An 11,070-nucleotide genomic window follows, 5' to 3' on the forward strand; every position below is an offset into this window, starting at 1 on the left:
AGCATACCACAGGGATTAAAATCCCTCGTGTCGCTTCCCTCTGTTGGGAGCCAAGCCACGCTCGTTTCCCACTTACCGCGAGGTCTTATGATAGCGGCCTTACTGGTAGTTTAAATGCAACTCCGGTACCCTTTGAATCTTCGCCTGTAGCCCCATTAACAGTATTACCAATTTTAGGCTTAATGGGTTTTTATCGGCAACGGCAAAGGCGTAAAATGGTTGCTTTAAATAAGTAACCTGCAACCTTTGTAGGGACAATTCATGTACCTTGCTTCCCGTCAAGGTATTGTCCCTACATTCTTTATTTGGACAAGTCTAATGGTTTATGCTGCCTTTAATGCGGACATAATCACAGCAGCCAATTTTTATAAATTCTCGCGCAAACCCATGGCTATTTTACTGTGTTTTTCGATTTGTCCCATCACCTGTTTTGCCCGTTGAATTACCACTGTGGGTAAACCTGCTAACCTTCCTGCTTCTATTCCATAGGATTTATCAGCACCACCGGGTTGAACTTGATGTAAAAAGATAATTTGGTCTGGTAATTCTTTAACTGTAACTTGATAATTTGCCACATTTGAAATAATAGTAGCTAATTCATTTAACTCATGATAATGAGTAGCAAAAATCGTGCGAGATTTAATCTCAACTGCTAAATATTCTGCTACAGCCCAAGCAATTGAAAGACCATCAAAAGTTGCTGTCCCGCGACCAATTTCATCTAATAAAACTAAAGATTTCGCAGTTGCGTGATTGAGAATATTGGCAGTTTCATTCATTTCCACCATAAATGTAGATTGACCTGTGGCTAAATCATCTACAGCCCCAACACGGGTAAAAATGCGATCGCACACTCCCAATTTAGCAGACCGCGCCGGCACAAAACTACCCACCTGCGCCATTAACTGAATTAAACCAACTTGACGCAAATAACAACTCTTACCACTCGCATTTGGACCGGTTAAAATCACTAAATCAGGGGAAGATAAATTCTTCTTTTCCTCTTCCTTCGCTTCCTTCGCTCCTTCGTGGTTCATTTCCTTCCCCCCTAAGCAAGTCGAATTAGGGACAAAAAATCCAGCAGGTAAAGACTGTTCCACCACCGGGTGACGACCATCAATCACGTTAATCTCGCGTCCTGTAAGCATTTCTGGACGACAATAACCTTGATGTACGGCTAATTCCGCCAAACCACATAATACATCTGACGCAGCTACGGCACGGGCAATATTACGGATGATTTCGGCATGAGAACCCACTTCATCCCGTAATGCGTCAAAAATCTCATATTCCAACTGATTTAAATCATCTCGCGCTGTGAGAATTCGGGCTTCTCGTTCCTTCAAATCAGGAGTAATGTAACGTTCCTCATTTGTCAGAGTTTGCTTACGAATGTAATTATCGGGAACTTGGTCAGATTTACTGCGGGAAATACTGATATAATAACCAAAAGTTTTATTAAATCCTACCTTCAAAGTGGGGATTCCCGTTCTTGTTCTTTCGTCAACTTCTAAGTTGGCAATCCATTGTTGATCACTTTCTACTGTAGCCTTTCTTTCATCTAAAAGCGGATTGATTCCCGCCCGAATTAAACCACCTTCTTTTAAATGGATGGGTGGTGATTCTACGATATGAGCGTGTAACTTTTCTGCTAATTCTTCGAGGATGGGCGGGACTTTTTGCAAAGCTTTTAAGAAAGGTGATCTCGCATCTTCTACTAAGCGAGATAATTCTGGTAAACGGGAGAAAGAATCAGCTAAGGCGACTAAATCCCGTGCATTTGCTCTACCAGAAGCGGCTCTGACTGTTAAACGTTCTAAATCATAAATTTGCTTGAGTAAATGGCGTAGATCTTGGCGTAAAGGTGTATTTTCTACTAATTCTTGAATGGTATCTTGGCGGGATTTAATCCCTTTAATCTCCAGTAGCGGTTGTAACAACCATCTTCTTAAAGCCCGGCTGCCCATGGCGGTGCTAGTTCGATCTAAAGCCCATAATAGAGAACCGTGAAATGTGCCGTCGCGGACGGTTTGGGTAATTTCTAGGTTACGGCGGGTTTGATGATCAACTATTAAATAATCATTTAATGTATATGTGCGTAATAATTGCAGGGAGACGGGATTGGCTTTTTGTGTGTCTTCGATGTATTCTAAAAGACCACCAGCGGCGCGAACTGCCAGGGGTAAATGTTCGCAACCCAAACCTTCGAGCGATCGCACTTTGAATTTCTGCAATAATTTACTTCTAGCTTCTGCTTGGTAAAAGGGGACTTGCGATCGCAAACTATAACAAAATGTAGGTGGTAGACATTGGGGCAAAGAGGGTGAAGTTTCCCCTGGACGCAGTAAACTACCTAAATCGGGGGCGTTAGTGGGAAACAGGACTTCGGAAGGTTGTAAACGCATTAACTCTTGAGTTAAGTGTTCTAAATCACTACCTTGAGATGTGAGAAATTCCCCTGTTGAGATATCTGCGTAGGCTAACCCCCAATGATTGACAGCAATTACCACAGCCGCTATGTAATTATTCCGACTGGCTTTGAGCATTCCCTCTTCTAGCAAAGTCCCTGGTGTAAGAATGCGTGTTACTTCTCGCTTTACCAGACCAATGGCATCCGCCGAATCTTCTACTTGGTCGCAAATTACTACAGCATAACCTTTTTCTACCAGTTGGGTTGTGTAGCGTTCCCAAGCGTGATGAGGTACACCTGTCATAGCAACACGACCGACTTCCCCACCGTGTTTACTGGTTAAGACTAATTCTAATTCTCTGGAGACGGTTACAGCGTCTTGGAAAAAAGTTTCAAAAAAATCGCCTACTCTGTACAGCAGCAACGCATGAGGATACTTATCCTTGACTTCTACATAATGCTGATACATCTTACTCAGCTTGCTGCGGTCTTCTACCAGATTTGTATCAGTAAGTGATTTGTTGGGTTGATTGGGTTCTGGTGTGGAAGTCGTCATGGTAGATGCTGAGAATTTATTGGCGCAAGATTATTGTGATTCCTTCTGATCATAACGTGATGTGGGGGATTGGGAGCGATCGCTTTAGGTTTATTTATTTTTATATAAATTGCCCTTGGTATTGGAATGATTTTTTCCTTTTGGTGCAAATCTGGGTTAGAGTTTCTTGTTTGTAACAATTAATTGATATTTGTTGCCAAAATCACTGTTTTAGTTAGACTCTAAGAAGACAACAAAGCAATTATTTTTATGAACACTCTTTCTAGTCTGGAATTTAAACGGTCAACTTGGCAAACAGCGATTATGTTAACTCTGGGCTTCTGGCTCAGTGCTAGTCTGGTTTTAGATTGGGTAATTATGCCTAGTCTTTACTTTGCTGGTATGATGAATGAGGCTAATTTTTCTACAGCAGGTTATCTGGTTTTTTGGAATTTTAATCGCCTAGAATTATTGTCTGCTACTGTGGTTTTAACTGCTGTACTGGCTATTAGCAAGACTAAATCTAATTGGCCTTTAGGTAGTATTGCTTTATCTGGAATTCTGTTAACAGTAGCATTACTAGATACTTATTTCTTAACTCCCCAAATGTGCGCTCTAGGTGCTAATTTCAGCTTACTTACTAGTAATCTAGTTCCACCACAAATGAACTTATTACACAGCGGTTATTTTCTATTAGAAGCATTAAAGCTAGTAGCAGGTGGTATTCTGTTAAATTTGTACTGGCGCGAAGCTTAATCTTTAAAAAGTCAAAAATATCACACTATCAAGCATAAACACTGGCATTGTCCGGGATTTTGAAGATTGCTATCTAGCTAAACATTAACCCAATATTTGTCATACTAGATATAGTATAAAATAGCGTGCAGAATCTGGGTTAATGAATCGCCAAAAACCTAAATTTTTGGTGAGCTGATGACAAAGTAATTCCCAGCCAACATCACCGGACTGTTAGTAAAGATAGTGGTCAAACTAATCATAATGATTAAAAAATCAGATTTTGTCTTAGCTCCCTACATGAAGAGCAACGACTTACGCGCAACTTATCAAGTCCTTAATACAGTTGTTCCCTATATTTTGTTATGGATTTTAGCAGCAAAAGCAGCAGAATTTTCCTTTTGGTTGCTGCCACCAATCATGATTTTGATCATACTATTTTCACTGCGTTGTTTTTCTTTAATGCACGATTGTGGACATTATTCACTCTTTAGATCAAAACGGGTAAATAGAGTGGTAGGATTTATTTTGGGAGTGATGAATGCCATCCCTCAATATCCTTGGTCAAGAGGTCATGCTTATCATCATAAAACAAATGGTGATTGGGAAAAGTATCGAGGACCAGCTTCATTAATCTCCACAGAGCAGTTTAGTAAACTTAGTCCTTTTGCCCAAAAGCGGTATGAATTACTTAGGCATCCATTAATGCTGCTTCCCGGCGGTTTTTTCTATCTAGCAATTAAGCCCAGACTGGCACTAATCGCTGGTTTGTATGGTTTTATAGGTCATTTGCTGACTTGCATACAGAAAGAACCGACTATGGATATCAAGGAAATTATTTACTCTTATAAATCCAGAAATTGGTACACAACAGGAGAGTTTTTTGATATCCTTTTCAACAATATTTGCGTAGTTAGTAGTTGGATTTATTTGGGTTATTTACTAGGATTTGGATTCTTCTTTGGGGTTTACTCAATCACTCTCACCTTTTCAGCAGCAATTTTTATCTGCATCTTCTTTGTACAGCACAATTTTGATGGCTCTTATGCCCATAAAACGGAAGGTTGGGATTATACTCTAGGAGCATTACAAGGCAGTAGTTACTTAGAATTACCCAGAGTTCTTAAATGGTTTGGGGCAGACATAGGCTACCACAATATCCACCATCTTTCTGAAAGAATACCTAATTACAATCTGGAAGCTTGCCATAATCAAAATATTCATTTACTGACCCATGTAAAAAAGCTAAAAATAGCGGATATTCCTGATTGCTTCCAATTTATTTTGTGGGACGCATCGGAGGATCGTCTTGTATCTATCGCTTCATTTCATCAATCAACCGCTTACGGTAGTAACTTTATGTTACAGTAGCGGATCTGCTTAATTTCCGATCATTTATTTGCTAACTGTCTCTTATTCCTCTTCACTGTTGGGTAATAAGAGACGGATAGCAAGAATGGCAAATCCCACAGCAGCGATCGCTTTTAAAATCCGTGTAGGTAAAAATTGGGACACTGCACCACCAGCCAATGCGCCCAGGAGACTTGTTAATACTAAAGCGCCCGCTGTACCAAAAAATATAGCTTTTCGAGATTGTCCTTGTCCAGAAAGAGCGATCGCTGCTAACTGACTTTTATCACCCAATTCTGATAAAAACACCGTTACAAAGCTTAGTCCTAAAAGATGCCAGTTCATAATTCCCTAGTTCACAATATTTACAAGTATTAACCCTGAATTACATCCCATACCAACATGACGGAAATCAGTAGTAACATCACCCCGGCTGATTTCTCAACGGTTTTAGGACTAAGTTTTGTGGATATCCAACCACCTAACAATACTCCCAGTAAGCTAGTAGTAATTAATGCTACTGCTGAACCCAGGAAAACCACCCAAGGGGCATGAGATTCTGCACTCATTAACAGGGTAGAAAGTTGGGTTTTATCCCCAATTTCCGCGAGAAAAATGGTGATAAAGGTTGTCCCAAAGACCATAAATACAGATTCTTTCGGTTGGGGATGATCCTTAACTATAGGTTGATGTAATTGGCTTTCAGTTTCCGATCCGTGGGAAATGCTGACAGGTGCAGTATCAAGTTTCACAGGCGCTAATCTTGTCTCTAAGTTGTTTTCATATTCTTTTCATTTTCTCATATTGTTGTCATAAATTGCAACTGGATTTGTTAATATAACATATACAAATAAGTATAAGCACAATACAATTTAATTACTTACACCCAGGGCAGTAGCGAAGTGCTGATTGTAAGCAGATCGCTAATGAATCAGGTAGAGAAAAATATTAAGTTGTAGAATGTGATCTGGTATGACCAGACTTAGTTGTCCTAGTATCTAAAGTTAGAATAAGTATGAACACATTACCTATTAATCTTGACGATTTAATCCACGCTCGTTCGGTTGAGTCCGTGAAGATAGAATTTAAGAAAACTTGGTCAACACCAATTTCAGAAAGTGTACTGCATAGTATTTGTGGTTTTGCCAATGATTTTTTTAATTTAAATGGTGGGTATATAATTATTGGCATCGAAGATAAAAATGGTCTGCCTATTCTTCCTCCTCATGGACTAGATGGACAAAATTTAGACGAAATTCAGAAATGGATTCGTGGTAACTGCAAGCGAATTGATCCAGAGTATCAGCCAGCCATTTTTCCTGAAATATATCAAGATAAGCAAATATTAGTAATTTGGGTGTCTGGGGGAGATGTTCGTCCATATCAAGCTCCAAAAACGTTGAGTGGTGGTGAAAGGGCTTACTATGTTCGACAAGGAAGTGAAACTGTTGAAGCTAGAGGTGATATATTAACTCAATTAATGCAAATGACAGCAAAAGTTCCATTTGATGCTCGTCGTAATTCCGCTGTATCTATTGATGTCATTTCTCCCACCCTGGTTAGAAATTTTCTATCAGATATAAAGAGTGAATTAGTTGCACCAGGTAATGTAATTCCTGAATTAGATTTATATCGAAATATGCGAATTACTACACCAATTAATAGTCATGAAGTGCCAAAAAATGTCGCTTTATTATTCTTTGTTGATGATCCAGAGCAATATTTCCCCGGTGCAAGAATTGAAATTGTGCAATTTGGTGATGATGCAGGAGGCAATTTAATAGAAGAAAAAATATTTCGCGGACCATTACATCATCAACTTCGTCAAGCTTTGGATTATTTGAATAACTTTAGTACAACGATGGTTCGTAAAGTTGCAAATCAGCCAACTGCTCATAGAACTGTGGCTTTTCCTTATGAAGCTATGAAAGAAGCCTTAGTGAATGCAGTTTACCATCGCAGTTATGACGGTGTTCAAGAACCAGTAAAGGTTTATCTTTACCCTGATCGTTTGGAGATTATTAGCTATCCTGGACCAGTGCAAGGTATTGAAATGAGACAGTTTCAACTAGGATTAAGGATTCCTCCTGTTCCCTATCGAAATCGGAGAATTGGAGAGTTTTTAAAGGATTTACATTTAGCAGAAGCTAGAGGCACAGGTATTCCGAAAATTCGTCGGAAGATGACAGAAAACGGTTCTCCAGATCCCAGCTTTGATTTTGATGAAACACGAACTTACTTCCGCGTAACATTACCAGCACATCCACAGTATATAGTTATTCATGCACTGAGAGAAAGTTCTCATTTATGGGCTGTAGGTGAACGACAAAGAGCTATATTAAATTTAGAATCATCCCTGAGTCGAGTGCCAAAATCAGGAGCATTAATCGCTCAGATTATTGAATATAAAACATCATCAGGAGATTTTATTGCCGCAGAGAAATTATTTAGAGATATTGAATTTGACTTAAATATAATGGATCGCCATTTGCCTTATACTGCAATGGCAAAAATTCTTTTAGATCAAGGAAAATTTAATGAAGCTTCAGCAATTTTACAACAAGCACCTCTACCCATACAAGTTAGTGATACAGTAGAGTTGGCAATTTTATATAAACGTGCTAAACGTTTTCAAGAAGCTCATAGAATTTTTGCTGATAATTATGAATTTATCAAGGATGATCCTAAATCTCTTCAGGAATATGCTCAAACTAAAATTAATCTCTCTAAAATTAATAGAGATATACACACAAAAAGACGATTAAATCGTGAGGCTGTAGAATTACTTCGTCGTGCAATTCAATTATCTGATGATAAAGTCAGAAATGCTTGGTGTTGGTTTGATTTGGCAAAAACATTAAATTCATTACGGGCATCTGAAACTGAGATTCTTCAAGCCTATAGCAAAGCGATGGAACTATTACCTGATGAACCTCGTTTTCGAGAATCTTATGAATCTCGCAGCCGTAAAAAAGATGGATGATGATGGTTACTTGTATCTATTCTGAGATAGTCAAAAGCCAACAGCTTGATCAAAGCGGATAAGTTCCAAACTGCGATCGCCATAAACCCCCTCAATTTGCTGATGACAGCAATCAATCGCGAAATCGTTCACATCTTCCGCTTCAATCCCATACATCTCCTCAAAAGTCTCTGCTTCCACACGACAGAACCAAGGACGGGTAGAATAGATTTTACATTCTCGCGTACCATGATCATAATTTACGCACCATCCTCCCTCACCGACCATACTGAGATAAAGCTCTAAATCAGGTGGTGAAAGATACTCTTCTATATCTGGACGATCCGCTGGTGTCAGGTTACAACAAGCCCCACACTGAGCTATACATTGCCAAGTAGCCATATTTTTAACCTTCTAGTATTCCTGCTATTCTACTTTTTTATGACTTTTCTTATAATTTTGTGAAGTAAATTAAATTTTAGATCCCCTAAACAGATATGATAAGTTGCGGGTTTTGTCATTGAATTATTAAATCTTTTTAAACCATTAAAATCATTGGGAGGAAAAAATGGACATTTTAGCTAACATCAATTGGGAAGTCGTCTTACAGTTAACTTGCGTGGGACTAATTGTGATTTCAGGACCCATAGTAATCTTCGTTCTAGCATTTCGCAACGGCAACCTGTAAATTGGGTAATTGGTAATTGGTAATTGGTAATTGGTAATGCTTTGTCTAATCACCAATTACCCGTTGGAGATAATAAAATCTTAAATTACCCATTTAAGAGAGTTTTTAATCTTTAATTCTGCACAGAGGCGGACAAAGCTTGAATTGCATTTTGCACAATTCCCTCATATATGGGTTGAGATAAATTTACCTGTTCAGCATTTTCGCGGTTGAAACCCAACAAACCAAATTTATCTTCTGGTCGCATGACTAAAACTTTACCTTCAGAATTTTTAACTCTTAATTCTCTACTTATACCATTTTCATAGATTCCGCAGGTATATTGACGCTGTTTATATTCAAAACTAGCCCGTGATAGATTTGGTGAATTAGTGAAAAGTTCAACAACGTGATTTGGGAGTTTTGCACCTACTAACTCCATTTCAATGGTAGTTTTGCCATTAAAGTTATTTTCACGCAGTTTGTAAGCAATATCCAATCTTGATGGTAAGGGAAAATAATCACCCCAACGCCATGCTATGCCTTTAATTTCTTGACGCTGATTGTCTATAGTTTGGGATACAGTTAATTTAATGTGACCTTTCCCAACTATTTTCTGTTCAATCACTTGGACATTAGCAGTCCAAAAAATTGGATCTGAGTTATCAATACCGCAGGGGTGAAGAATATTTAACTGCTGAAAAATATCCTGGTTAATTTCGTGAATATTCACTTGAGTATCTATTTTCAACAGCGGTTTCAGGTGTTGAAGTTCCAAACACTGATTTGCAAATTCAGACAACCGTAATCGAAAAGCTGGTAAATTCTCCGCTACTAAAGAAAATCCTCCCGCAGCTTTGTGTCCCCCAAATTTACCTAATAAATCCCGACAAACATCTAAAGCTGCAAATACATGAAATTCAGGAATTCCCCGCGCTGAACCCCGAATTATGGTTTCATTTTCGCAAGTTCCAATAAATACAGGAACACCATAACGTTCTAGTAAGCGAGAAGCAACAATCCCAATAACACCATGATGCCAATTATCTTTGATAACAACTAATACGCGGTCTTTTTGTAAAGAGTTTACATATAAATCTTCAACAATGGCAATGGCTTCTTTTTCAATTTCCTCGCACATTTGTTGCCGTTGAGTATTAGTTTGTTCACATTGGATAGCTTTGGCTAGTGCAATACCAAAATCATCAGTTGTGAGCAAATCAATCACAATTTGTGGATCACCAATTCTGCCGATAGCATTAATTCGTGGTCCCAATCGAAAACCAATATCTTCGGGTTTTAAAGATTTAGAAGTTTGATTTTTTTCTCCTTCGCTGGCTTGAACTCCGGCAATTTGAATTAATGCTTGTATCCCTGGTAAATTAGATTTTGGTAATAACTTTAAACCCCGTTTTACCCAGCGACGATTCACACCGGTTAAAGGGGCTAAATCGGCAATAGTTCCCAAGGTAAATAAAGCTAACAGTGGCTGCACTAAACCTTTGATTTCTCCTAATTGTTGGGCTAAACAAACGGCTAAAATGTAAGCCACACCCACACCAGCTACACCCCGATAGGGAGAAGATTCAGCTATTAGTTTCGGGTTGAGAATCGCGTTAGCTGGAGGTAATATTTGGGGAACATCATGATGATCTGTTATAATAACTTTTAAACCCAGTTCTCTGGCTCTAGTAATTGGTTCAACCGCAGAAATTCCATTATCCACCGTCAGAATTAGTTTCACCCCTTCATCATGAAACTCTTCGACAATCCGGTTATTAATCCCATAACCATCGTGCATTCGACTAGGAATAGCATAATCAACATCAGCGCCCAAAGCCCTAAGACTTCTCAGCAGTACTGCAGTACTGGTCATACCATCAGCATCATAGTCTCCACAGATAGCTATCTTCTCTTTATTGGCGATCGCTAATTCCAATAATTCCACACTCGCAGCTAAATCAGGGAATTCTTCGAGAGGAGAAGGTAAAATCAGAGATTCGGGATCTAAAAATATCTTGGCATCTTCTGGGGTTTCCATGCCCCGATTAATTAATAATTGGCTGATAATTGGGGAGATATTTGTTAAATTCGCTAATATTAAACTAGCTTCTGGATTTTTTGCTGCAATTTGCCAACGTTGATCGGGTAAGCGTTTGGAAGATTTGTCATTGGTCATAGAAGAGTTAAAAGTCTATTTAATAGAGATACACAAATAACTGGAATTTGTGATCAATGAACTACCCCATCTTACTTCGTTGAAGATGGGGTTTCTACATCCCCATCAGTAAGTTGAGATTTTTGACGCTTCGCACGACCCAGTTGCTTCATACTTCCAGCATTCTTGCGTTTGCTGGTATTTGAAGTAGAGCTAGAATCATCCACGTCTAAGAGGCTAGTTCCTAACCCCT

10 protein-coding genes and 1 pseudogene are annotated in these 11,070 nt (G+C 38.9%); 5 read left to right on the forward strand and 6 right to left on the reverse strand.

The genetic code is table 11. The features are described 5' to 3' along the window. A partial coding sequence (locus tag AN490_RS14230) for a hypothetical protein (RefSeq protein WP_300004446.1) occupies positions 1-236 on the forward strand: 236 nt, incomplete at its 5' end. Positions 237-365: 129 nt separating this feature from the next. Here AN490_RS14230 and mutS read toward each other — a convergent pair. Next, a complete protein-coding gene (gene mutS / locus AN490_RS14235) occupies positions 366-2,966 on the reverse strand; it encodes a DNA mismatch repair protein MutS (RefSeq protein ID WP_300004448.1) in 2,601 nt (866 codons plus the stop codon). 249 nt (positions 2,967-3,215) lie between these two features. Here mutS and AN490_RS14240 point away from each other — a divergent pair, with 249 nt between their 5' ends. Together AN490_RS14240 and AN490_RS14245 are read left to right on the forward strand one after the other, a co-directional pair. Next, positions 3,216-3,701, forward strand: a complete 486-nt coding sequence (locus tag AN490_RS14240; RefSeq protein WP_015083438.1) for a hypothetical protein — start codon at positions 3,216-3,218, stop codon at positions 3,699-3,701. Positions 3,702-3,944: 243 nt separating this feature from the next. Beyond that, on the forward strand, positions 3,945-5,051 hold the full coding sequence (locus AN490_RS14245; RefSeq protein WP_168696181.1) for a fatty acid desaturase: 1,107 nt from the start codon (positions 3,945-3,947) through the stop codon (positions 5,049-5,051). Between the two features lie 42 nt (positions 5,052-5,093). Here the strand turns inward: AN490_RS14245 and AN490_RS14250 are convergent, their stop codons facing one another. Next, a complete protein-coding gene (locus AN490_RS14250; protein WP_148761115.1) occupies positions 5,094-5,375 on the reverse strand; it encodes a TMEM165/GDT1 family protein in 282 nt (93 codons plus the stop codon). Positions 5,376-5,404: 29 nt separating this feature from the next. Then, positions 5,405-5,782: a TMEM165/GDT1 family protein gene (locus AN490_RS14255; RefSeq protein ID WP_300004452.1), complete on the reverse strand. Its 378-nt coding sequence runs from the start codon at positions 5,780-5,782 to the stop codon at positions 5,405-5,407. A gap of 263 nt (positions 5,783-6,045) precedes the next feature. On the opposite strand from AN490_RS14255, the gene AN490_RS14260 reads away from it, so the two are divergent. Beyond that, on the forward strand, positions 6,046-8,013 hold the full coding sequence (locus AN490_RS14260; protein ID WP_300004454.1) for an RNA-binding domain-containing protein: 1,968 nt from the start codon (positions 6,046-6,048) through the stop codon (positions 8,011-8,013). 30 nt (positions 8,014-8,043) lie between these two features. On the opposite strand, the gene AN490_RS14265 is transcribed toward AN490_RS14260, so the two are convergent. Beyond that, complete coding sequence (locus AN490_RS14265) at positions 8,044-8,394, reverse strand: YkgJ family cysteine cluster protein (protein ID WP_213712391.1); 351 nt, start codon at positions 8,392-8,394, stop codon at positions 8,044-8,046. A gap of 166 nt (positions 8,395-8,560) precedes the next feature. On the opposite strand from AN490_RS14265, the gene AN490_RS14270 reads away from it, so the two are divergent. After that, complete coding sequence (locus tag AN490_RS14270) at positions 8,561-8,680, forward strand: photosystem II reaction center protein Ycf12 (RefSeq protein ID WP_028084264.1); 120 nt, start codon at positions 8,561-8,563, stop codon at positions 8,678-8,680. A gap of 112 nt (positions 8,681-8,792) precedes the next feature. Here the strand turns inward: AN490_RS14270 and recJ are convergent, their stop codons facing one another. Together recJ and AN490_RS14280 are read right to left on the reverse strand one after the other, a co-directional pair. Further along, on the reverse strand, positions 8,793-10,838 hold the full coding sequence (gene recJ, locus AN490_RS14275) for a single-stranded-DNA-specific exonuclease RecJ (RefSeq protein WP_300004461.1): 2,046 nt from the start codon (positions 10,836-10,838) through the stop codon (positions 8,793-8,795). A 71-nt stretch (positions 10,839-10,909) separates the two neighbouring features. Beyond that, positions 10,910-11,070: pseudogene (locus AN490_RS14280) on the reverse strand (RNA-guided endonuclease TnpB family protein); the annotation flags it as partial.

It is taken from the genome of Anabaena sp. AL09, assembly GCF_001672255.1.
GTDB lineage: Bacteria > Cyanobacteriota > Cyanobacteriia > Cyanobacteriales > Nostocaceae > Dolichospermum > Dolichospermum lemmermannii.

Excerpts from the sequence above, each read along its gene's own strand:
- AN490_RS14260 (WP_300004454.1), top strand. The coding sequence starts at position 6,046 with ATGAACACATTACCTATTAATCTTGACGATTTAATCCACGCTCGTTCG.
- AN490_RS14270 (WP_028084264.1), top strand. The coding sequence starts at position 8,561 with ATGGACATTTTAGCTAACATCAATTGGGAAGTCGTCTTACAGTTAACT.
- AN490_RS14245 (WP_168696181.1), top strand. The coding sequence starts at position 3,945 with ATGATTAAAAAATCAGATTTTGTCTTAGCTCCCTACATGAAGAGCAAC.
- AN490_RS14265 (WP_213712391.1), bottom strand. The coding sequence starts at position 8,394 with ATGGCTACTTGGCAATGTATAGCTCAGTGTGGGGCTTGTTGTAACCTG.
- AN490_RS14250 (WP_148761115.1), bottom strand. The coding sequence starts at position 5,375 with ATGAACTGGCATCTTTTAGGACTAAGCTTTGTAACGGTGTTTTTATCA.
- recJ (WP_300004461.1), bottom strand. The coding sequence starts at position 10,838 with ATGACCAATGACAAATCTTCCAAACGCTTACCCGATCAACGTTGGCAA.
- mutS (WP_300004448.1), bottom strand. The coding sequence starts at position 2,966 with ATGACGACTTCCACACCAGAACCCAATCAACCCAACAAATCACTTACT.
- AN490_RS14240 (WP_015083438.1), top strand. The coding sequence starts at position 3,216 with ATGAACACTCTTTCTAGTCTGGAATTTAAACGGTCAACTTGGCAAACA.